Origin of the sequence: Paraburkholderia sp. BR10937 (genome assembly GCF_040965695.1) — a bacterium.
Classification (GTDB): Bacteria; Pseudomonadota; Gammaproteobacteria; order Burkholderiales; family Burkholderiaceae; genus Paraburkholderia.
Window position 1 is genome coordinate 132610 of record NZ_JBFRCL010000015.1, and the last position, 22959, is coordinate 155568.

Annotated in this window: 17 protein-coding genes; 11 read left to right on the forward strand and 6 right to left on the reverse strand. The window is 67.1% G+C overall.

Features of this window, described 5'->3' with window-relative positions; all coding sequences use genetic code 11:
- Nucleotides 1–41: 41 nt before the first annotated feature.
- From AB4Y44_RS15000 to AB4Y44_RS15010, 3 genes are all read left to right on the forward strand, one after another.
- Nucleotides 42–1496 carry an aldehyde dehydrogenase family protein gene (locus AB4Y44_RS15000; protein WP_368700055.1) on the forward strand — a complete coding sequence of 485 codons (1455 nt, stop codon included), beginning with the start codon at nt 42–44 and terminating at the stop codon, nt 1494–1496.
- The gene (locus tag AB4Y44_RS15005; RefSeq protein ID WP_368700056.1) at nt 1493–3160 is read left to right on the forward strand and encodes an AMP-binding protein; all 1668 of its coding nucleotides are present in this window, start codon (nt 1493–1495) and stop codon (nt 3158–3160) included. The genes AB4Y44_RS15000 and AB4Y44_RS15005 overlap by 4 nt, the downstream gene beginning before the upstream one ends.
- A 67-nt stretch (nt 3161–3227) precedes the next feature.
- Nucleotides 3228–4610 carry an MFS transporter gene (locus AB4Y44_RS15010; protein WP_342922361.1) on the forward strand — a complete coding sequence of 461 codons (1383 nt, stop codon included), beginning with the start codon at nt 3228–3230 and terminating at the stop codon, nt 4608–4610.
- A gap of 97 nt (nt 4611–4707) precedes the next feature.
- On the opposite strand, the gene AB4Y44_RS15015 is transcribed toward AB4Y44_RS15010, so the two are convergent.
- Nucleotides 4708–5625: an NAD(P)-dependent oxidoreductase gene (locus tag AB4Y44_RS15015; protein ID WP_368700057.1), complete on the reverse strand. Its 918-nt coding sequence runs from the start codon at nt 5623–5625 to the stop codon at nt 4708–4710.
- 233 nt (nt 5626–5858) lie between these two features.
- On the opposite strand from AB4Y44_RS15015, the gene AB4Y44_RS15020 reads away from it, so the two are divergent.
- From AB4Y44_RS15020 to AB4Y44_RS15035, 4 genes are all read left to right on the forward strand, one after another.
- Nucleotides 5859–6062 (forward strand): DUF3311 domain-containing protein, encoded by a 204-nt coding sequence (locus tag AB4Y44_RS15020; protein ID WP_324157821.1) that lies wholly within the window; start codon nt 5859–5861, stop codon nt 6060–6062.
- 75 nt (nt 6063–6137) lie between these two features.
- Nucleotides 6138–7550, forward strand: coding sequence for a sodium:solute symporter (locus AB4Y44_RS15025; protein WP_368700058.1), 1413 nt, complete (start codon nt 6138–6140; stop codon nt 7548–7550).
- A 15-nt stretch (nt 7551–7565) separates the two neighbouring features.
- Nucleotides 7566–9242 (forward strand): amidohydrolase, encoded by a 1677-nt coding sequence (locus AB4Y44_RS15030; protein ID WP_368700059.1) that lies wholly within the window; start codon nt 7566–7568, stop codon nt 9240–9242.
- Nucleotides 9239–10246, forward strand: coding sequence for a GTP-binding protein (locus AB4Y44_RS15035; protein WP_368700060.1), 1008 nt, complete (start codon nt 9239–9241; stop codon nt 10244–10246). Before AB4Y44_RS15030 ends, AB4Y44_RS15035 begins: the two co-directional genes overlap by 4 nt.
- A 39-nt stretch (nt 10247–10285) precedes the next feature.
- Here AB4Y44_RS15035 and AB4Y44_RS15040 read toward each other — a convergent pair whose 3' ends face one another.
- From AB4Y44_RS15040 to AB4Y44_RS15050, 3 genes are all read right to left on the reverse strand, one after another.
- Nucleotides 10286–11605, reverse strand: a complete 1320-nt coding sequence (locus AB4Y44_RS15040; RefSeq protein WP_368700061.1) for an MFS transporter — start codon at nt 11603–11605, stop codon at nt 10286–10288.
- 137 nt (nt 11606–11742) lie between these two features.
- Nucleotides 11743–13380, reverse strand: a complete 1638-nt coding sequence (locus tag AB4Y44_RS15045; protein WP_368700077.1) for a GMC family oxidoreductase — start codon at nt 13378–13380, stop codon at nt 11743–11745.
- A gap of 197 nt (nt 13381–13577) precedes the next feature.
- Nucleotides 13578–14441, reverse strand: coding sequence for an IclR family transcriptional regulator (locus AB4Y44_RS15050; RefSeq protein WP_368700062.1), 864 nt, complete (start codon nt 14439–14441; stop codon nt 13578–13580).
- A 332-nt stretch (nt 14442–14773) separates the two neighbouring features.
- On the opposite strand from AB4Y44_RS15050, the gene AB4Y44_RS15055 reads away from it, so the two are divergent.
- The 4 genes from AB4Y44_RS15055 (at nt 14774) to AB4Y44_RS15070 (ending at nt 21053) form a co-directional block, all read left to right on the forward strand.
- Nucleotides 14774–16189: an NAD(P)/FAD-dependent oxidoreductase gene (locus AB4Y44_RS15055; protein ID WP_368700063.1), complete on the forward strand. Its 1416-nt coding sequence runs from the start codon at nt 14774–14776 to the stop codon at nt 16187–16189.
- A gap of 627 nt (nt 16190–16816) precedes the next feature.
- On the forward strand, nt 16817–18286 hold the full coding sequence (locus tag AB4Y44_RS15060; RefSeq protein ID WP_368700064.1) for an amino acid permease: 1470 nt from the start codon (nt 16817–16819) through the stop codon (nt 18284–18286).
- A 62-nt stretch (nt 18287–18348) separates the two neighbouring features.
- The gene (locus AB4Y44_RS15065; RefSeq protein WP_368700078.1) at nt 18349–19329 is read left to right on the forward strand and encodes an AAA family ATPase; all 981 of its coding nucleotides are present in this window, start codon (nt 18349–18351) and stop codon (nt 19327–19329) included.
- Nucleotides 19326–21053 carry a cobalt chelatase gene (locus AB4Y44_RS15070; RefSeq protein WP_368700065.1) on the forward strand — a complete coding sequence of 576 codons (1728 nt, stop codon included), beginning with the start codon at nt 19326–19328 and terminating at the stop codon, nt 21051–21053. Before AB4Y44_RS15065 ends, AB4Y44_RS15070 begins: the two co-directional genes overlap by 4 nt.
- Nucleotides 21054–21113: 60 nt before the next feature.
- On the opposite strand, the gene AB4Y44_RS15075 is transcribed toward AB4Y44_RS15070, so the two are convergent.
- Together AB4Y44_RS15075 and pta are read right to left on the reverse strand one after the other, a co-directional pair.
- The gene (locus tag AB4Y44_RS15075) at nt 21114–21875 is read right to left on the reverse strand and encodes a sulfite exporter TauE/SafE family protein (protein ID WP_368700066.1); all 762 of its coding nucleotides are present in this window, start codon (nt 21873–21875) and stop codon (nt 21114–21116) included.
- Nucleotides 21872–22912 (reverse strand): phosphate acetyltransferase, encoded by a 1041-nt coding sequence (gene pta / locus AB4Y44_RS15080; protein ID WP_368700067.1) that lies wholly within the window; start codon nt 22910–22912, stop codon nt 21872–21874. Before pta ends, AB4Y44_RS15075 begins: the two co-directional genes overlap by 4 nt.
- Nucleotides 22913–22959 lie beyond the last annotated feature (47 nt).

Consider the following 22959-nt stretch of genomic DNA (forward strand, 5'->3'; position numbering starts at 1 on the left):
TAGATTGGCAGTACAGCCAATTATTTGATCGGAGCGCGCCGATGAATGTGAGAGAGACCGTTGCCAATGCCGCCGGTGCGGACAAACCCGAAGCGGCCGCGCCGCAGATCGCCGCGCTCGTAGCGCGTGCGCGTGCGGCGCAGCAAGCGTTCGAGTTCGCCGGGCAGGCCACCCTGGATACCGCCGCGGCGGCGGCTGCGTGGGCGATCATGGAGCCCGGCCGAAACCGCGAGCTGGCCGAGCTGGCGGTGCGCGACACGGGGCTCGGCAACGCCGACGACAAGTTCCGCAAGAACTATCGCAAGACGCTCGGGCTGCTGCGCGACCTGCACGGGAAAAAGACCTGTGGCGTGATTGCGCGTGACGAAGCCACGGGCATCGTCGAGATCGCGCGCGCGGTCGGGGTCGTCGCGGCGATCACGCCCTCCACCAATCCGGCCGCGACGCCCGTCAACAAGATCGTCAACGCGCTCAAGTGCGGCAATGCGGTGATCGTCGCGCCTTCGCCGAAGGGTTATGGCGCGTGCGAGGCGCTCATCGGCTTCATCCACGCGCAGTTCGCCAAGGCGGGGCTGGACCCGGCGCTCGTGCAGATGCTGCCCGCGCCGGTGGACAAGGCTGCCACCGCCGCGTTGATGCGCGAAGCCGACCTCGTGGTCGCGACGGGCTCGCAGGCCAATGTGCGCATGGCCTACGCCAGCGGCACGCCGGCCTTCGGCGTGGGGGCCGGCAACGTGGCGTCGATCGTCACGCGCACGGCGAACCTTCGCGATGCGGCGCACAAGATCGCCGCGTCGAAGACCTTCGACAACGCGACGAGTTGCTCGTCGGAGAACAGCACCGTGATCGACGAGGCGGTCTACGACGCGATGCTGCACGAACTCGGCGCCTGTGGCGGCGTGCTGCTCGACGCGCAGCAAAAGGCGCAACTGCAAGCGGTGATGTGGACCGACGGCAAGCTCTCCTCGCGTTGCACCGCAAAATCCGCGGCGCAGATCGCGCACGCCGCCGGCCTCGACGAACTGGCGGAGGTGGCGGCGCGTACGAGCGCGTTCCTGATGGTCGAGGAGAGCGGCTTCGGCGCGGCGCATCCGTTTTCGGGCGAAAAGCTCGCGCCGGTGCTCACGGTCTATCGCGCGCGCGACTTCAGCGCGGCGGCGGATATCGTGCGCAGTCTCTACGCGTACATGGGCGCGGGTCACTCGGTTGGCCTGCATACGGACGACCCGGATCAAGCCGTGACGCTGGGTTCCACGCTGCCGGTGGCGCGCGTGATCGTCAACCAGGCGCATTGCTTCGCGACGGGCGGCAACTTCGACAACGGCCTGCCGTTCTCGCTCTCGATGGGCTGCGGGACCTGGGGGCGCAACAACTTCTCGGACAATCTCGGCTTTCGCCAGTACCTGAACATCACGCGCGTGGCGTACCCGATCGCGGAGCACGTTCCCGAGCTCGACACCTTGCTCGGCGACTATTTCCGGAGGTTCGGCCAATGAGCGCGCCCGCCACGATCCGCGCGCTGATCGAAGCCCGCGCCGCACAGTATCCGGACAAGCCCTTCCTGCTGGCCGCGCCCGACGAAGGCGCCAGCGAAGATGCCGGCGCAGTCGCCGGCAGCGCCACGGCGACGGGCGCGACGCTGACCTTCGGCGCGCTGCTCGAGCGTTGCCGCGCGCTCGAGAGCCGCTTCCGCGACGCCGGCCTCAAGCCGGGCGACGTCGTTTCCGTGCTGATGGGCAACGGCATCCAGACTGCCACGCTGCTGCTCGGCGCGATGTACAGCGGACTGATCGCGCATCCGCTCAACCTGCTTTGCCAGGCGTCGCAGCTTGCCTATATCGTCGAGCATTCGGATACGCGGATGATCTTCGCGAGCGCACAGACCAGCGGCGCGCTCGCGGCGGCGCTCGCCGCGCTGCGCGAGCAGGGCATGTCGCGCCACATCGCGCTCGTGCGCACGGAGCCCGATGCCGTTGCCTTGCCGGTGCTGCCCGCACTCGAAACTGTGGCCGCCCATGGGGCGAGCGCTGTGCCGGCGGCGGCGAGCCTCGCGGGCCTCCCGGTGCTGGACTCACCGCCCGTGGGAACTCAGTCCGGGCCCGCTGCTGCCGACATCGCCCTGCTGATGTACACCTCGGGCACGACCGGTGCGCCGAAGGGCGTGCTGCTCAGCCACGCCAGCCTTCATGCGAACGCGCGCAACATCAGCCTCGAGCACCGGCTCGCCGACGATGACCGCGTCCTGGCATCGCTGCCGCTCTATCACATCAACGGCCTCGTCGTGACCTTGCTTGCGCCGCTCTGGCACGCGGGCTCGGTGGTGCTGACGCCGCGTTTTTCCGGGCGCACGTTCTGGCGCGACGCCGCCAGCTACGGCTGCACGTGGATCAACGTGGTGCCGACCATCGTCGCCTATCTTCTCAACGGCGACGAACCGCGCGGGCTCGACCTCTCGGCGCTCAAGTTCTGCCGCAGCGCGTCGGCTGCGCTGCCCGCGGACCATCATCGCGCGTTCGAGGCGCGCTTCGGCATCGGCGTCATCGAAACGATGGGGATGACCGAGACCGCCGCGCCCGTCTTTAGCAATCCGTACGATGCATCGCAGCGCCGCATCGGCAGCATCGGCCTGCCATCGGGCGGCGAAGCGCGCGTGATCGATCGTGACGGCCATGAATGCGGACCAAACGAGTGCGGCGAAATCGTGCTGCGCGGGGCCCAGGTCATGCACGGCTACTACAAGCGCGGCGAGGACACGGCGAAGGCGTTTACCACCGACGGCTGGCTGCGCACTGGCGACCTCGGCTATCGCGACGACGAGGGCTACTTCTATATCAACGGCCGCTCGAAGGAACTGATCATCAAGGGCGGCGAGAACATCGCGCCGCGCGAGATCGACGAGGCGCTGCTGCGCCATCCGGGCGTGCTCGACGCGGCGGCCGTCGGCGTGCCCGATCCCGCCTATGGGCAGGAGATCGTCGCGTTCGTGGTGGCGCGCGAGGCGCACTGGCAGGGCGCGCCCGACCCGAACGCGCTGCGCGAGCACTGCCTGCGCGAACTGGGCCGCTACAAAACGCCGAAAGAGTTCCGCTTCGTGACCGAGTTGCCGCGCGGCCCCTCGGGCAAGGTCCAGCGGCTGAAGCTCGTGACGCCCTCGGGCTGAGACACCGCTGCACGCATCCGACCCGCCGATACAAGCGACACAAAAGAGAGACTCAGGAGACGACGACATGAAGCAGCACGCGCAGCGCGTCAAGACGCGCCATATCATTCTCGCGGTCATGTGCCTGATGTATTTCATCTCGTACATCGACCGCGTCAACATCGCGGTCGCGGGACCGCTGATCCGCCACGAAATGGGCCTGAGCGCGGTACAGCTCGGCCTGGTATTTTCCGCATTCGCCTATCCCTATGCCGTCATGCAGATCATCGGCGGCTGGCTTTCGGACAAGTTCGGTCCGAAGCTCGTGCTCACCGTGCTCTCGCTGATCTGGGGCGCGGCGACGCTCGCCACGGGCTTTGCCGGCAGTGTCGCGATGTTGGTCGGGCTGCGCTTCGCGCTCGGCGTGGGCGAGGGCGGGGCGTTTCCGACGGCCACACGCGCGTTCACGTACTGGATGCCGGTGGGCGAACGCGGATTCGCGCAGGGCATCACGCACAGCTTCGCGCGCCTGGGCGGCGCGATCACGCCGCCGCTCGTGCTCGCGGTGGTCGTGGCGGGCGGCTGGCGCGACGCGTTCATCCTGCTCGGCATTGCGAGCCTCATGTGGACGGTGCTCTATCTCTTCGTGTTCACGAACTCGCCGGAACAGAACCGGCGCGTCACGCCCGAAGAGACCGCCGAGATCGGCTATTGCAAGGGCGACTGCGACCGCGCGAAGCACGCGGCGACACCATGGCGCAAGCTCGTGCGGCGCATGTGGCTCGTCACGTTCGTCGACTTCTGCTATGGCTGGCTGTTGTGGGTCTATCTCACGTGGCTACCGTCGTATCTGAAGGAGTCGCGCGGCTTCGACCTCAAGCAGCTCGCGCTCTTCACGGCGCTGCCGCTGCTCGCCGGCGTGGTGGGCGACACGCTCGGCGGCGTGGTCTCCGACCGGATCTACAAATGGACGGGCCGGCTGCGCTTCGCGCGCTGCTCGGTGCTCGTGACCGGCATGGGCGGCTCGCTCATTTTCCTGCTGCCCATGGTGTCCGTCGCGAACCCGATGGTCGCGGTGCTGTTCCTCTCCGCTTCGTTCTTCTTCCTCGAGATCACGAATCCGGTGCTGTGGACGTTGCCGCTCGATATCGCCGGCAAGTACGCGGGCACGGCGGGCGGCATGATGAACACGGGCTTCGGCATTGCGGGGATGGTGTCGCCGGTCGTGTTCGGCTACCTGATCCAGCACACCGGCAGCTACAACGTGCCGTTCCTGATCTCGGCCGGCTTGCTGGCGCTGGGCATCGTCGCGGCGCTCTTCATCGATACCTCACGCACGGTCGAGGCCGACGAGGAACGCGAGCGGCGCATGGGCCCGGAAGAGGCAGGGGCCTTCGCGTTCCTCGACAGCATGCCGACGGTGCGGCTCGAGCGGCACACGCTGCGGCGCCCGCTACGCTGGTGGCGCTGAGCCTCGCAGGGTGCGAAGCGTGAGGCACTGCATGCGGCGGCCCTGAAGGCATCCGCGGGCTTCCGGCGCCTTGCGAGGGCCGCCGCCCAGGTACGCCTTATGCGCCGCCGTCGAGCTTGCGCAGGCGCCAGATGAGGCTCGACGTGTCGAAGCGGCTGCCGCCGAGGCGCTGCACGTCGCCGTAGAACTGGTCGACGAGCGCCGTGACCGGCAGCGCCGCGCCGTTGCGCTTCGCTTCGTCGAGGCAGAAGCCGAGGTCCTTGCGCATCCAGTCCACGGCGAAGCCGAAGTCGAACTTGTTGGCCATCATGGTCTTGCCGCGGTTGTCCATCTGCCAGCTCGCGGCGGCGCCCTTGCCGATCACGTCGAGCACGAGCGCCATGTCGAGCCCGGCGCGCTCGCCGAAGTTGATCGCCTCGGACAGCCCCTGCACGAGGCCGGCGATGCAGATCTGATTGACCATCTTGGCGAGCTGGCCGGCGCCCGCCGCGCCCACCAGCGTCACGGCCGCTCCGTAGCGGGCGAGCGTGGGCTTCGCGCGCTCGAAGGCCGCGGCTTCACCGCCGCACATGATCGTGAGCTTGCCGTTCTGGGCGCCCGCCTGGCCGCCCGACACGGGCGCGTCGATGAAATGCAGGCCATGCTCGGCGGCTTGCGCCGAAAGCTCGCGCGCCACGTTGGCGGAGGCGGTCGTGTGGTCGGCAAACACGGCGTCGCGCGCCATGCCGGCGAAGGCGCCGTCCGCGCCGAGCGTGATGCTGCGCAGGTCGTCGTCGTTGCCGACGCAGGCGAGCACCAGATCGGCGCCCTGGGCCGCTTCGCGCGGCGTGGCGGCCGCGCGGCCGCCGTATTCGGCGACCCATTGCGCAGCCTTTGCGGCGGTGCGGTTGTAGACCGTGACGTCGAGCCCGGCCTTGGCGAGATGGCCGGCCATGGGATGGCCCATCACGCCGAGGCCCAGAAACGCGACACGGCGTACCGGATTGGGGGCGGACGAGGATGCGGATTGGCTCACAGTGGCTCCTTGGGGTGGGGTTTGAGGCTGGGGCGCTTTCATTATCTCAGCTATCGGCGCGGCGCCTGGGCAGCACCGGCACGAGGCGGCGCCGGCCCGGACGCGGCCTGGACTCAACGATAAGGCGCGTCTGGCACTAGCCGCGCGCGTTTTTGTCAGCCGATACTCGGTACAACAAGACGGCCTGGCTCGCGACGGGAGCAGGGCGCCCAGGCCCCCAAAAGGAGACAAGGATGCTCAGGTATCTGATCGGAATCGGCCTCCCTTTTCTGGGCGTCATCGGCGCGCTGCCCTGGGTGGCGGCGCAGCAGGACCGCTACGTCTTCGGCGTGCCCTTCATCTACGCGTGGATCTTCGCCTGGTTCCTGCTGACCTCCGGGTGTCTCTTCATCTGCTGGCGCTGCTTCGACCGGCACCGCTACGCGAACGAGCACTAGCGGGCGCCCGCGGCGCAGACCGCATTCGCGCGCCACCGCCGCCCATCCCACCGTCTCCACCCTGGAGAGCCGCGCATGTCCACATTCGTCTTCTCGCTCCTGATCGCCTTTTCGCTGTATCTCGCCATCCGCTCCCGGCGCGGCCACGGCAAGCAGAGCGTGCACGACTTCTTCGTCGCGTCGCGCCAGTTCGGCGTCGCGCTCGTGTTCTTCCTCACGGCCGGCGAGATCTACAGCATCGGCACGATGGTCGGCTTTCCGGGCGGCATCTATGCGAAAGGGCCGACCTACGGCATCTGGTTTCTCGGCTACATCCTGCTGGCTTACCCGATTGGTTATTTCATCGGGCCGCGCATCTGGGAGGCCGGCAAGCGGCACAACGCCATTACCCAGGCGGACCTCTTCAAGGGCCACTATCGCAGCCGCGCGCTCGAGTTGATCGTGGCGGGCTCGTCCATCCTGTTCCTGATCCCCTGGGGCGAACTTCAGTTCACGGGCCTCGTGTCCGCCCTCAAGGGACTCGGGTGGCACGTGCAGCCGGTCTGGCTGATCGTCGTGTGCGCCGCGCTCGCGTTCACCTATATCGCCATTTCCGGCGTGCGCGCCTCCGCCTGGATCGCGGTGCTCAAGGACATCCTGATGCTGCTCGCGATCGTCGTGACCGGCGTGGCCGCCGCGTGGATGGCCGGCGGCACGCACGAGGTGTTCCATGCCGCGAGCCACCAGGTGAGCAACGCCATGACGCCGCCGCAGCTGCGCTTTTCCATGAGCACGATGCTGTTCCAGTCGCTCGGCTTCTACATGATGCCGTTCGCGGCGCAGGGCTTCTTCACGGCGCGCGGGCCCAACACGATCCGCCGGACCCAGATCGCGATGCCGCTCTACATGTTGATGTACCCGTTCCTCGTGGTGGCCTCGTACTATGCGCTCAGCGCGAACCTCAAGCTCGCCTCGCCCAACGACGCGTTCTTCGCGGCCGCCGTCCACCTGCTGCCCGACTGGCTGCTCGGCCTCGTCGCGGCGGGCGCCGCGCTCTCGGGGCTGCTCGTGCTCGCGGGCATCTGTCTCGCGATCGGGCCGATCGTCACGCGCAATCTCATTCCGAACCTGCCCGAGACGCGCCAGAAGCGCACCGCGAAATTCGTGATCGTGGCCTATCTGCTGGTGTCGATCGCCACCACGCTGCTCACGCCGAACCTCATGCTCTTGCTCATCAACCTGACCTACTACGGCGTGACGCAGTTCCTGCCCGGCATGCTGATCCTGCTCGCCCGACGCCAGGTGCGGCCAGGCGCGGTGGCGGCAGGCATCGTCTGCGGCCAGGGCCTCGCGATCGTGTGCTACGTGCTGCATATCGGCTTCGGCGGCATCAATCTCGGGCTCGTGTGCCTGGCTGTGAACGTGCTCGTCGTCTTCGTGGGACATATCCTGTTGCGGCCGTCCGGGCGGCGCTATGGCATGCCCGATCCGCTTCACCATCATTCATAGGAGTTGAGCCTGTCAATGAATCCGCAAGCCTCGTCTGCTTCTGCCGGTCAGCCGGTCACGGTCTTCGCGGCGCGCCGCATCCTCACGCTCAACCCCGGCCAGCCGCATGCGACGCACGTGGCCGTGCGCGAGGGGCGCATTCTCGCGGTCGGCACGAGCGAGGACGCCGCGCGGTGGGAGACGCAATACGGCGCCTGCACGCACGACGACACGCTGCGCGACAAGGTGTTGATGCCCGGGCTCGTCGAAGGCCATTGCCACCTGATGGAAGGCGCGGTATGGGATGCGGTCTACGTGGGCTACTACGACCGTCGCGGGCCGGACGGCAAGCTGTGGCACGGGCTGCGCACGCTCGACGCGGTGCTCGAACGCCTCTCGGAAGCCGAACGCGCCATGACCGAAGACGGCCCTTTGCTCGCGTGGGGCTTCGATCCGATCTACTTCGGTGCGGCGCGTCTGACGACACGCGAACTGGACACGGTCTCGGCGAACCGCCCGATCGCCATTCTCCATGCGAGCGTGCATTTGATGAACGTGAACAGCGCGATGCTCGCGCTCGCCGGCATCGACGAGGACACCGACGTGGACGGCATCGCGCGCGACGCGCAGGGCCAGCCCACGGGCGAGCTGCAGGAATTCGCGGCGATGTTCCCGATCTACCAGGTGATTGGCGGCAAGCTCGCGATCGCGGCCAGCGAGAAGCCGCACGCGGTCTGGAATTTCGGCCGCGTCGCGCAGCTCGCGGGCGTGACGACCGCGACCGATCTCGTCAACGACCTCTCGCCCCAGGGCAACCAGACCTTGCACAGCGTCACGGCCGACCCCGAGTACCCCGTGCGCATCGTGCCCGCGTTCGCGCCGCAGCGTAATCCCGCGCAACGCGCGGCCGGCGTGCTGGAGGCGATGGCGGGCAATACCGACAAGCTGCGCTTCGGGCCGGTGAAGTTCATCGTCGATGGTTCGATCCAGGGCTTCACCGCACGCGTGCGCTGGCCGGGCTACGCGGGCGGACAGCCCAACGGCCTGTGGCTGATTCCGCCCGGGCAGCTGGTCGAAGTGTTCGAGCCGTACCACTGCGCGGGGCTGCAGCTGCATATCCACACCAACGGCGACGAAGCGACCGAGGTCGTGCTCGACGCGATTGCGACGCTGCTCGCGCGCCATCCGCGGCCCGACCACCGGCACACGCTGCAGCACTGCCAGATGGCGGACGCGGCGCAATTGCGGCGCATCCGTGCGCTGGGCCTGTGCGTGAACTTCTTCGCGAACCACATCTACTACTGGGGCGATGCACACTACGGCCAGACCATGGGCCCGGACCGCGCGAACCGCATGGACCCGGCCGGTTCGGCGCAGCGCGTCGGCATTCCCTACGCGTTGCATTCGGACGCGCCCATCACCGCGCTGAGCCCGCTGTTTACCGCGTGGTGCGCGGTTCGGCGCGAAACGGCCAGCGGGCGCGTGCTGGGCGAGGCGGAGCGGCTCACCGTCGACGAGGCGCTCCATGCGATCACGCTCGGCGCCGCGTACACGCTGCGCCTCGATCACCTGATCGGCAGCATCGAAGTGGGCAAGTTCGCCGATTTCGCGGTGCTCGACGAAGACCCGAGCACCTGTGCGCCCGAGCGGCTGAAGGACGTGCCGGTGTGGGGCACGGTGCTCGGCGGACGCGTCATGCGCGCCCCGCGATGAATCCCGCCGCCACGCCCGCGACCGTGCGCGCGCCGATCGACCTCGCGGTGATCGGCGGCTACCTCGGCGCCGGCAAGACCACGGTGGTCAACCAGTTGCTGGAGGCGCCGCACGGCAAGCGCATTGCGGTGCTCGTCAACGACTTCGGCGCCGTGAATATCGACGCCCGGCTCGTGCGCGCGCGCAGCGACGACGTGATCGAACTCGACAACGGCTGCATCTGCTGCACGATCGGCGGCGCGCTCGTCGATGCGCTTGCTCGCCTCGCCGCGCGCGAAGAGCGGCCAGACCTGCTGCTGATCGAAGCGAGCGGCGTGTCCGACCCGGCGAAGATCGCCCAGGTGGGCTTGCTCAACGGCGCGTTTCGTCTCACGGCGGTGCTCGTGATTGCGGATGCGCTCGAGTTCGTGCACACGCTCGCCGATCCGCTGGTCGGCGCGATGGCGCAGCAGCAGATCGACAGCGCGAGCGCGGTGATCGTCACCAAGCTCGATCTGATCGAGGCCGGTGCGCGCGAGCGCGCCGTCGCGGACGTGCGCGCGCTTGCGCCCACCGACATCGTCGTGGCCGCCGATCACGGGCGCGTCCCGCCCGCGCTGCTGTTCGACGCGAGCGTGCCGCAAACGCGCGCGCTCGCCGATGTCAGGCGCTGGCAGCACCAGCCGCTCGGGTCGAACGCTGGCGTGTTTCCCGCCTTCGCGAGCATGACGCTTGCTGCGCCCGACGTGCTGGACAAGGCGCGCCTGCGAGCGTGGCTCAAGGCGCTGCCGCGCACGATCCTGCGCGCTAAAGGTTTCGTGCGCGTGGCCGATGCGGATGGCGGCATCAGCACTCGCGTGTGCCAGGTCGCTGCTCGCCGGCTGCGCATGACGCCGCCCGCACAGGGCGAGCATGCGGCGGCGAGCGCGGAGAGCGTCATCGTCTTCATCGGCTTCATCGATCCCGAAACCGAAACGATGCTGCGCGACGGACTGCTTGCGTGTTGCGTGCATACCGCCGCGTAGCGCCGCATTCAAGGCCGCGCGTGCAGCGCGGCGAACCGTTCACCGCACACCGCTGATGGCAAGATGCCGCGTGTGATGGCGGCGGCCCACCCAGGCGGCCGAAAGCGCGCTCACGAGACCCGCGAACATCGTGTAGAGGCAGATGAGCCACGGATCGCCGCCGTTGCGCTGCAAAAGCCACGTCGCGATGATCGGGCTGATGCCGCTCGCGAAGATGCCGGAGAACTGATAGACGAACGAAATGCCGGAGTAGCGCACGTTGGCGTCGAACAGTTCAGCGAAGAGCGCCGCCTCGGGCCCGTAGACCGAAGCGTAAATGACGCCCAGCGGAATGATCACGGCGATCCACACGAACACCGGCGAGCCGCCGCTGTGCTTCATGAGCCAGAAGCCGAAGAACGACGACAAGCCCGTGAAGAGCGAGCCCCAGAAGTAGATGCGCGTCCTGCCGATGCGGTCCGAAAGGCGGCCGAAAAAAGGAATCGTGAAGATCATCGTGAAAGCGGCGGCCATGACGGCGAGCAGGGCGTCGGTGCGCGAGAGCTTGAGCGTCTGCGTGAGATAGGCGATCGTGAAGACGGCGAAGACATTGAAGAACACGCCGTCGATGAAGCGTGCGCCCATGCCGGCGAGCACGTTGCCGGGATAGCGGGACAGCACCTCGGCGATCGGCACGCGGACTTCGGCGCCCTGTTGCTTCACGCGCTCGAACTCGGGTGTTTCCAGCACGCGCAGGCGGATATACATGCCGATCGCGACGAGCGCGAAGGAAAGGAAGAACGCCACGCGCCAGCCCCAGGCGAGAAACTGCGCATTGCTGAGCACGGAGGAGAGCAGGGCGACCACGCCCGACGCGAGGCAGAGCCCGATCGCGAGGCCGATTTGCGGGATGCTCGCATAGAGGCCACGTTTGCCTTCGGGCGCGTATTCGAACGACATCAGCACGGCGCCGCCCCATTCGCCGCCGAGGCCCAGACCCTGCGCGACGCGCAGGACGAGCAGCAGCGCGGGCGCCCACAGGCCAATCTGCGCATAGGTCGGCACAGTGCCGATCAACACGGTGGCGACGCCCATGATCGAGAGCGTCATGATCAGCATGCTCTTGCGGCCGAGCCGGTCGCCGAAGTGACCGAACACGATGCCGCCGAGCGGACGGCTCAGGAAGCCCACTGCGAAGGTGCCGTAGGCGAGCATCGTCGAGATGAGCGGATCGCCGCTCGGGAAATAAAGCTTGTTGAAGACGATGCCGGCGACGACGCCGTAGAGGAAGAAGTCGTACCACTCGATGGTCGCGCCGATCAGGCTCGCGACGACCACGCGCCTCATCTGCCTGGCATCGGTGCGGGGCAATGCGTTCATGGCTGTCTCCTTTTTGGGCGCACCTGGTGCGGTGCGGTTCCTTGAAAAGCAGGTACTTTCGTCAGGTATCCTTTGTTTGCTGCGTGTCGTTGCAGTGCTGCATGGACTACTTGCTTGAACCCCTGAGTGTGGTGACTTCAGGGGTGGGCCTCGGCATGCTCCCGGTGCGGCTCGGTGAGGCCCGGGTGGTCCTCGAGAATCATGTCGGCGGCTTTCTCCGCGATCATGATCACGGGGGCGTTGGTGTTGCCCGAGACGAGCTCGGGCATGATCGACGCATCGACGACGCGCAGCGCGGCGAGGCCATGCACGCGCAGGCGATCGTCGACGACCGCAGTCGCGTCGCGGCCCATCCTGCAGGTGCCCGCGGGGTGATAGATGGACTGGCTGAACTGGCGCGCCGCATCCAGCAATTCGGCATCGCTCTGATACCGCTCGCCGGGCACGAACTCGGACACGATGTGCGGCGCGAGCGACGGCGCGGCGGCAATGCGGCGCGCCACCCGAATGCCGCCGATCACGACGGGATGGTCGCGCGGATCGGACAGATAATTGGCGCGAATGGCCGGGTACTGGAGCGGGTCGGCGGAGCGGATTTCCACGCTGCCGCGGCTATGGGGCCGCAACTGGCAGACGGACGCGGTGAATGCCGAGAAGGGATGCGCGCCCTGGCCGGGCTTGTCGGCGCTCAGCGGCTGCATGTGGAACTGGATGTCGGGGCGCTCGACCGCGGGGTTCGAGCGCGTGAAGATCGCCACCTGGCTGGCCGCCAGCGTGAGCGGCCCGGTGCGCCAGAGCGCGTATTGCAGGCCGATCCACGCCTTGCGCAACGGATGGTTGACTTCGTCGTTGAGCGTGCGTTCGCGCGTGCGGAACACGAGCCGCACCTGAAGATGGTCCTGCAGGTTCTGGCCGACGCCCGGCAAGTCATGCAGTACGGCAACGCCCGCGTTGCGCAACACATGCGCCGGACCCACTCCGGAGTGCTGAAGAATTTGCGGGGAGCCGATCGCGCCCGAAGCGAGAATCACCTCGACGCGCGCCCGCGCGGTCTTCTTCACGCCGTCCTGCAGATACTCCACGCCGACCGCGCGGCGCCCTTCGAACAGGATCCGGCTCGCCTGCGCCCGCGTTTCCACGATCAGATTGCTGCGTTTGCGCGCGGGTTTGAGAAAACCCTTCGCAGTGCTCCAGCGAAAGCCGTTATAGGCGGTCTGCTGAAAGTAGCCGACCCCTTCCTGGACCGCGCCGTTGTAGTCCTCATTGAGCGGGATGCCGATCTCCTGCGCCGCGGCGATGAAATGATCGGCAATGGGCCGGCGCAAGCGCAGGTCGGAGACCTTCAGCGGTCCGCCGACGCCGTGCCAGGCGTTCGCGCCACGCTCCTGATCCTCGGACTTCCTGAAATACGGGAGAACGTCGGCATAACTCCAGCCGCGATTGCCGAGCGCCGCCCAGCGATCGTAATCCTCGCGCTGCCCGCGCACGTAGAGCAGACCGTTGAGCGAACTCGATCCGCCGAGCACCTTGCCGCGCGGCCAGTCGATCTGCCGGCCGGCCACGCCTTCGTCCGGCTCGGTGCGGTAGCACCAGTCGAGCGCGGGGTCGTGCATGGTCTTGAAGTACCCGACTGGGATGTGGATCCACGGATTGTTGTCTTCGCCACCCGCTTCGAGCAGCAGCACGGCGTTGCGCGCGTCGGCACTGAGCCGGTGGGCAAGCACGCAACCGGCCGATCCGGCGCCGACGATCAGGTAGTCGACCTCATGGTCCATGAATCCCATCTCCTCGAAATCCTGGAGCGGCATGGCGTGCCGCGTTTTCGGATCAATGTCGGGGAAGGGGATGCCGACCGCAAGCATCGATCGTGCGCGCGGGCCGAAAGTGAAACGGAAACTGCCGAAACGGAATCAGAAAGCCACGGCGCAGCGCGGACCTTTTGCCGCCGAAGCGGCGACGCGCCGGGGTCCGCTCAGGCGAGCGAGAGCCCCTGGAGCAGCGGCGCGAGTCGGCTCGCCGTCTGCTTCATGCGGCCCACCGACTCCAGCAGTTCCTCGAGGGTCGCGCGCGCGGTCGGGGCGTGCACGGCGAGCGCGGCGAGGACGTGTTTGCTGGCGGGGTCGCGCACCGGCACCGCAATCGCCACCATGCCGCGCACGAACTCTTCGTTGTCGATGCCGATGCCGCGCACCGCGAGCTGTTCGAGCTCGGCCGCGAGCGCCTTGGGGGCGGTCAGGGTGCGGTGCGTCATCTTCGTCAGCACGAGGCGTTCGAGCAGCGCGTTGCGCTCGAGCACGCTCATCTGCGAGAGGAATAGTTTGCCGCTCGCGGTGCAGTGCAGCGGAACATGCATGCCCGGACGCATCTCCATGCGCAATGGCTCCGTCGTCTCGACGCGCTCGATATAGAGCACGCGGTCGCCGTCTAGCGCGGTGAGATTGCAGGTTTCGCCGAGCGACTCTACGAGTGTGCGCAGCAGCACGCGGCACGAGCGCGTGAAAGTGTTGTTGGCGAGCGTGGCGAGCGCGAGCTGCGCCGCGCGCGGGCCCAGCGCGATGCTGCGGTCGTGCCCGCGCGAGTCGGGCATGTGGATCACGTAGCCGCGCGCTTCCAGCGAATCGATGAGTCGCAGCAGCGTCGCCTTGGGAATGTGCAGCCGCGCGGACAACTGCGAAAGCGTGTACGGCTGGCCCGCGGACGCCAGTTGCTCCAGCACCACGAGCGCGCGCAGCACGCGGGCGTCGTCGGCCGACGACTCTTCGCGCAGCGCGGGGGTATGGTCTTGCGCCCTGATTTGCGGTGGGGCTTGCGTCGTCTCTCGCGCTGTGTCGCGCATCGGTCTCCTCCTGAAGGGCGTGGAAATGAAACGAATTGTTCGAGTTTCCCGGCACATTTCAGTATGAGCGCAAAGTTCGCGCGGCTACGTAGCGGATTACCCCGATATGTCATGCAAATGATTCGCGCGCTGTAACAAGCCGCTGTACCAGGCGATACCGGTCCACTGGCTCTACCTGCGCCAGTCTGGTCTGCCTAGAATTTTTCACAACAGAGCGCCAAAGAACGACGACAGCTTTGCAAGGAGACAGGCATGACGAACAGGCAGTCGGCAGAAACCGCTTTCGTAGCGGAGCGTGCAAGCGTCTTCACGAAGCCTGTGGAGCATTGATCATGGGATACAGCACAGTCGATCCCACCGCCGCTGGCTTTGCCGCGAGCGATTCCGACTCCACGAAGTACGACCCCAGGTACGATCCGCTCGTCTCGCCGGGCCCGGGCGTCGGCAAGGATTACGCGCCGACCTACTGGGTCGCGACGGCGGGCAGCCCGCCGCCCGACGACGGGCCCGTCACGAGGGATCTCGACGTGGATGTCGCGATCATCGGTGGGGGCTACACGGGGCTCGCCACGGCGCTCTGCCTCGCACGCGAGCATGGCATCAAGGCCGTGGTGCTGGAGGCGAACCGCACGAGCTGGGGCTGCAGCAGCCGCAATGGCGGACAGGGGCAGAACGCCTCGGGCCGCCTGTCGCGCTCGCAATGGATCGAGCGCTGGGGCAAGGATGTCGCGCTGAAAATGCACGACGAGATTCAGCAGGGCTTCGATCATTTCAAGGAACTCGTTGCAGAGATCGATTGCGATCCACAGCCGGGCGGCCACTTCCTGATCGCGCACCGGCCGCGCATCATGGCGAAGCTCGCCGCCGAGGCGAAGGTCTGGAAGGACGTATTCGGCTACCCGTCTGAGCTATTGAGCGCGCAGACGTTTCGCCGAGAATTCGTCGACGATCACGAGGCGGCCGGCGCGCTGCATGATCCCGAAGGGATCGGCATTCACGCGCTGAAGCTGGCGTTCGGTTATCTGCGCCTCGCTCGTGCCGCTGGCGCGAAGGTTCACACGAGCAGCCCGGTGATGGGATGGGAGACCATCAACGGTGTGCATCATTTGCGCACGCCGGGCGGCGTGGTACGGGCGCGGGCGGTTGGCATCGCGACCGGCGCGTACACGGCGCAGACGCTGCATCCCACGCTGCGCAGCAAGGTCATGCCGATTCTCTCTAACTCGATGGTTACGCGTCCGCTTACCGAAGCCGAGATCGCCGCTTGCGGCTTTCGGACGACTCAGGTGCTCACGGATACGCGTACGTTGCGCTTTTACTATCGGTTCTTGCCCGACGGGCGATTGCAGATTGGCAGCCGCAGCGCGATTACCGGTGAGGATGCGCCCAATCCTCGGCATCTCGATCTGCTCAAGGAGGGCATGGCGCGCAAGTTTCCAGCGCTGCGTGGCGTGCAGATCGATTATTCGTGGTGGGGGTGGGTGGATGTGAGCCACGACATGATGCCTCGGGTGTGTCAGCCCGATCCCCTGCAATCGGTGTTTTATGCACTTGGCTATGGGGGTAATGGCGTGTCTTATTCTCAGCAGGCGGGGAGGAGGCTTGCCGAGCGTATCGCTGGTAAGGGTGGACAGCTTACGCTGCCGATTTTTACTACGCCGTTGCCTGGGCATCCGTTTGCGCCGTTCCGACGGATTGGGCAGAGGATGCTTTATTTGCAGTATTTCAGGCGGGATGAGAAGGCTTGAGGTTTGGGTTTTGGGTTTTCCTGTGTTCGCGTCGGTACGCACGCGTTGCCCCTGTGCGGGGCGGCACCTACTTTCTTTGCAGCGGCAAAGAAAGTAGGCAAAGAAAGCCGCTCAAACCGCTAGCGCCTGCCACGGTTCGTATCTCGACGTAAATTGTGAATGGCTCCGGAGCGTCTGTCATCTCGCACCTTCAAAGGTAGTGACAAGGCGCTCATACTTCCGGCGGCGCTCCGCGCGCCGAAGGGCATAACCTTGAACCATTGGTGCGCGTGCGTTTTCGCGCATGCTTGTTCGTGCCACCTGGTTTCCCATGCAGACCCGACCGCAGCGCGCGCAGCGAGCAGCGGGATGAATGACTGCCTTGTCACTCAGTTGGGTGGTGCGAGGCGACAGACGCTCCGGAGCCATTCACCATTTACGGCGAGATGTGAACTGTGGCGGGCGGTGGCGGTGTGAGCGGCTTTCTTTGCCTACTTTCTTTGCCGCCGCAAAGAAAGTAGGTGCCGCCCCGCACAGGCAACGCGTGCGTACCGACGCGAACACAGGAAAACCTAAAAAAACTAAATCAAACAAAAAAAGCGCCACCCAAAAAGGCGCCCCAAAAACCGAACCCAAAATGGAGGTGACATGCAACCCCCGAAGGACAACCAGCAACTGAAATGCGGCCTCAAGCAGCGCCACATGACAATGATCGCCCTCGGCGGCGTGATAGGTGCCGGCCTCTTTGTCGGCAGCGGCGTCGTGATCCAGCAAACAGGCCCAGCCGCCGTCCTCTCCTTCCTCATCACCGGCGGCCTCGTCGTGCTAGTCATGCGCATGCTCGGCGAAATGGCCTGCGCCATGCCCGCAGTCGGTTCGTTCTACGAATATGCACGCCTCGCCTTCGCCACCTGGCGCGGACCGGGCAAGCTGGCCGGCTTCCTCACCGGCTGGATGTACTGGTACTTCTGGGTCATCGTGGTCGCTGTCGAGGCGGTGGCAGGCGCCAAGCTCGTCCAGTTCTGGCTACCCGACGCGCCCGCGTGGCTCATCAGCCTCGTATTGCTCGTGCTCCTGAGCGCAACGAACCTGATTTCGGTCGGCAGCTACGGCGAGTTCGAATTCTGGTTCTCCTCGATCAAGGTCGCGGCGATCATCGTTTTCCTCTTTCTCGGCGGCCTCTATGTGCTTGGATTGTGGCCGTCGTCGCTGCATACGACCGCCGTATTGCCGACGCTGCTCGGCCATGGCGGCCTCATGCCGAAGGGCATCGGGCCGGTGTTGAGCGGCGCCGTCGCGGCCACGGGCTTCTACTTCGGCGCGGAGATCGTCACGATCGCGGCGGCCGAAGCGCGCGAGCCCGCCAAAGCCGTCGCGAAGGCCACGAACTCGGTCATCACGCGCGTCCTCGTGTTCTACGTCGGCTCCGTGCTGCTCGTGGTCGCGCTCGTGCCGTGGAATTCGCCGGCCATGTCGACGCCCTATGTGAGCGCGCTCCAGGTGATGGGCTTGCCCGCCGCCGCGAACATCATGAACGCGATCGTGCTGACTGCCGTGCTTTCGGCGCTCAACTCGGGGCTTTATGCGGCCTCGCGCATGCTGTTCGCACTGACCCGCCACGGCGACGCCCCGGCGGCGCTCGCGAAAGTCAACCGCCGCGGCGTACCGGTGCGCGCGATCCTGCTTGGCACCGTGTTCGGCTATGTATCGGTCGTGATGTCGTACGTGTCGCCGGATACGGTGTTCGCGTTCCTCGTCAACTCGTATGGCACGGTCGCGATCTTCGTCTATCTGCTGATCGCCCTGTCGCAACTGCGCCTGCGCAAGCGCCTCGATCCGGCGGCCGTTGGCGAGCTGCGCGTGAAGATGTGGTGCTTCCCCTACCTCACGTGGGTGGCGATCGCTGGCATGGTGGGGATTCTCGTCGCAATGGCGTTCATCCCCGAGCAGCGTAAGCCGCTCTGGCTCGGCGTGGCGAGCCTCGTCGTGCTGCTCGTCACCTACGCATGGCTGCAGCGCCGCGCGCGTATCCGTGAGCGTGCCCGCGAGTACGCGCCGTCCTTCGCGACGTGGCCGCCCGCCGCAACCGGAACGGGCGCGGGCCGCTACGGCAAATGAAGCCGCAGCCTGCAAACAGTCATGAACGCGACAAGGAGAACGCGATGACCACGGAACGCGCGATGGAGGGCCCGGACCGCCTGGTGTCGGTGCGCGAGCGCTTCGGCTTCGATTCGAACCTGATGGTGCCGGCCTTCAGCGAGCGCGACGCCCACGTGCCCGACGTGGATGAGGCCTATCGCTTCAACCCCGAAGTCACGCTCGCCATACTCGCCGGCTTCACGCGCAACCGGCGGGTGATGGTGCAGGGGCTGCACGGCACGGGCAAGTCCACGCATATCGAACAGGTCGCCGCGCGCCTGAACTGGCCCTGCGTGCGCGTGAATCTCGACGGCCATATCAGCCGGCTCGATCTCGTCGGCAAGGACGCGATCGTGGTGCGCGACGGCCGCCAGGTCACGGAGTTCCAGGAGGGCATCGTGCCGTGGGCGCTGCAGCGTCCGGTCGCGCTGATCTTCGACGAATACGATGCGGGCCGCCCCGACGTGATGTTCGTGATCCAGCGCATTCTCGAGCGCGACGGCAGCTTCACGCTGCTCGACCAGAACCGCGTGATCCGCCCGCACGCCCACTTCCGCCTCTTCGCGACCACCAATACGATCGGCCTCGGCAATCTCAACGGCCTGTATCACGGCACGCAAATGCTGAATCACGCGCAAATGGACCGCTGGAACGTGGTCGCCACGCTCAACTACCTGCCGCGCGAGGAGGAGGCCGGCATCGTGCTCGCCCGCGTGCCGGAGATGTCCGACGAGGCGGGCCGGCAACTCGTCGATTCGATGATCAGCATGGCGGCGATGACGCGCAAAGGCTTCGCGACCGGTGATCTTTCCACGTTGATGTCGCCGCGCACCGTGATCGACTGGGCCGAGAACTGCCAGATTTTCCGCGATCCCGCGCTGGCGTTCCGGCTCACGTTCCTCAACAAGTGCGACGAAGCGGAGCGGCCGATCGTCGCCGAGTATTACCAGCGCTGCTTTGGCGTCGAGCTGGACGCTACCTCCACCGCGCAGGGCGGTGAACCGCGGGAACCGCACGCGTGAGTGCCACGCCCACACCCGAGGCAGTGCGCACCGCGCTGCGGCGCGAGTCGCTATGCGCGGCCGCCGTGCGCGCGCTCACCGGCGACGCCGCGCTCCATTATCGCGGCGGGCGGCTTTGCCGCGGGTCGCGGCCCTTGCCGCTCTATGCGCCGCATCTGCGCAGCAACGTCTACGAGGACGAGTTCGCTTCGCTGCGTGGCGCCGCCGACGCCGCCGCGCAACGGCTCCTCCATTCCGACGCGGCGTTGCACCGGCTGCTGGCTCCCAACGCCCCGATCGAGCGCCTGCTGTTCGAGCTGTGCGAGCAGGTGCGCTGCGAGGCGCAATTGCCGCCCGGCATGCCGGGACTCGCGCACAACTTGCGGCATCGCTTCGAAACGTGGTCGCGCGCGTATTGCCGGGCAGGCTTGACCGAAGGCCATCTCGGCATCCTGCTCTACACAGTGGCGCAGATCGCCTGGTCGCGCGTGACCGGCTGGCCCGTGCTCGACGAGACCGAGGACCTGATCGAAGCGACACGCGCCGGCATCGTGCCCGAGATCGGCGTGCAGCTTGCGGGGCTGCGCGCGACTCGCGCAGATCAACGCGCCTACGCGGCGCATGCCCGCGAACTGGCGCGCCGCGTCGCGACGATGCTCGACGACGCGCGCGCGGCAAGTGCAGAGGACGACGCCGACGAAGCCCGCGCAGCCGACGACGCGTTGACGTCGTTCTCGCTGTGGGTCGACTTCGACGAAACGAGTGTCGAACTGCCCGCGCTCGCGCCGACCGGCGTGAGCCGCGTGCTGGCCGAAGCGGCGAATGGCTATCGCGCATACACGACGCAGTACGACCGCGAGATCCGGCCCGCCACGCGCGTGCGCGAAGTGCTGTTGCGCGAGTATCGCGAGCGGCTCGACGGGCGCATCGCCGCGTGCGGCATCAACGTCGCGCGCCTGGCGCGCGCGCTGCAGGCAGCGATTGCGGTGCCGCAGCGCGATGGCTGGCTCTTTGGCGAGGAGGACGGCCGCATCGACGGCCGACGCCTCGCGCAGGTCGTCAGCTCGCCCGCCGAGCGGCGCGTGTTCAGGCGCGAGCGATTCGAGCCGCGCAGCGATTGTGTGGTGGGCTTCCTGATCGATTGCTCGGGGTCGATGAAGGCGCATATCGAGCCCGTTGCGATGATGGTCGATCTGCTCGCGCGCGCATGCGAGCAGGCGGGAATCGCGACCGAGGTGCTCGGCTTCACGACGCTCGCCTGGAACGGCGGCCGTGCGCGTGCGGACTGGCTAGGGGGCGGACGGCCGCCGCATCCGGGGCGCCTGAACGAGACCTGCCACATGGTGTTCAAGTCCGCCGACGAGAGCTGGCGGCGCGCTCGCCCGGCCATCGCCGCGCTCCTCAAGGCGGACCTGTTTCGCGAGGGCGTGGACGGGGAGGCCGTGGAATGGGCGTGCGCGCGGCTCGCGGGCCGCACCGAGGCGCGGCGCATTCTCGTCGCGATCTCGGACGGCAGCCCGATGGACACGGCCACGGCGCAGGCGAACGATGCCTTCTATCTCGACAATCACCTGAAGGAGGTGGTGGCGAGGCACGAGGCGATGCGCGATGTCGACGTGATCGGGCTGGGCGTCGGGCTCGATCTCAGTCCGTACTACCGGCATTGCGTCGCGCTCGACTCCGGCGAGCCGCCCGATATGGCCCGGCTGATCGGTCTCGCGCGATGGATTGGGGCGCTGCGTTAGCGCAATGGCGGCGGCCTGCGCACAGTCATCGATTCCTGCGCGGGCCATCACCCGCTCACATCACACCATCAGTTCCTTCACCGCACACAGTACGAGCGAAGCGCCGATGGTCATCAGCACGCCGAACGCCAGCCTGCGCATCGCGAGGGAAGACAGCGGCGGCGGGTAGTGGCGCGCCGCGAGCGTCATCAGCATCACGACCGGCGCGGCGAGCGCGGCCTCGATGCAGATCGAAGCGGGAAGCTCGCCCTCCCAGGCGCTGAACAGCACGCGCACAAGCGACGTGACCGTGAAGAGCAGGATCAGTGCGCAGCGAATCTCGATCAGCTCGAGCGGCTGGCGATAGAACTGGAAGATGAGCGGCGGCCCGGACACGCCGAACATGCCGCTCAGCAGGCCGCCGCACACGCCGCTCACGAAAAAGCTGCGGTCGCCCGAGCGTTGCGCGAGCGGCACGGGCCGCAGCGCGGCGCACAGGCCGCCATACAGCACGACGGCGCCGAGCAGCAACTGCAGCATGCCGGAGGCCGAGGCGCTCAGGTAGTCAAGCACCATCACGCCGACTACGACCGAAGGCAGCACGCCGAGCGTCGCCGCGCCCACGGCCCGCCAGTCGATATGGTGGAGCTTGCCGGGCAGTGCGGCCGCACTGTTCGCGAGCGTCACGAGGCTCAGCAGGGTGGCGATGCTTGCAAGCGGCGCGAGGCTGAAGCCGCTCGTGGCGCCCATGACGATCATGCTGAGGCCGAAGCCCGTGATCGTCTGAAAATAACTGGCTGCGCCGATCACGGCGATCAGCACCAGGACCTTCTCATGCGTCATGCTGCGTGGGGTTCCTTCGAGTGAGTGACGTCGCGTTGGCGGGCCGTCTGCGCCTGGACCGCCGTGGTGGCGATCACGTAATAGATATCCTCGGGGCAGCAGCCGCGCGAAAGATCGTTGGCGGGCCGGTTCAGGCCCTGCATCAGCGGGCCGATGGCCTTCGCGCCGCCAAGGCGCTCGGCGAGCTTGTAGCCGATATTGCCCGCGTCGAGATTCGGGAAGACCAGCACGTTCGCGTGGCCGCCGCACTGCGAATGCTCGATCTTGCGCTCGGCGATCTCGGCCACGAGCGCCGCGTCGAGCTGCACGTCGCCATCGACGCAGAGGGCGGGGCGCTGCTCGTGCACGCGCCGCGTCGCCTCGATCACCTTGTCCACGCTCGCATGGTGGGCGCTGCCGCTCGTCGAAAACGACAGCATCGCGACGCGCGGCTCTTCCATCAGCAGGCTGCGCGCGCTGTCGGCGGCGGCCATGGCGATCTCGGCGAGCTGTACGGCGTCGGGGTCCACCACGAGCGCGCAATCGGAGAAGATCAGGCCGCCTTTGTAGCGATGAAACGGCTCGCACAGCATCATCAGGAAGAAGCTCGAGACGAGCTTGAACGACGGCTCGACGCCGATCAGCTGGATGGCCGAGCGCACCACGTCGGCGCTGGTGTGAACGGCGCCCGCCACCGAACCGTCCGCGTGGCCGAGACGCACCATCAGGTTGGCGAAGACGAGCGGCTTCGCGGCCTCCTCCCACGCGAGCGCGGGCGTCATGCCCTTGGCGCCGCGCAGCGTGACGAGTTCGTCGGCGAGGGCCGTGCGCCATGGGCTCTCTTGCGGGTCGATCAGCGCGATCTCGCCGAGCTCGACCGACTCGCGTGCGGCGGCCGCGCGGATCGCGCCCGGGTCGCCGAGGAGCATGATGCGAGCAATGCCCTCCTGGTGCGCCCGCGCCGCGGCGGCGAGCACGCGTGGGTCATCGGCTTCGCACAGCACGATGCGCATGGGCGCGAGGCCGGCGCTTTCGACGATACGGTTCAGGGCTTTCATGGTGTCATGGGCTCATGGACGCACAAACGGACAGACGCACGCCAGCA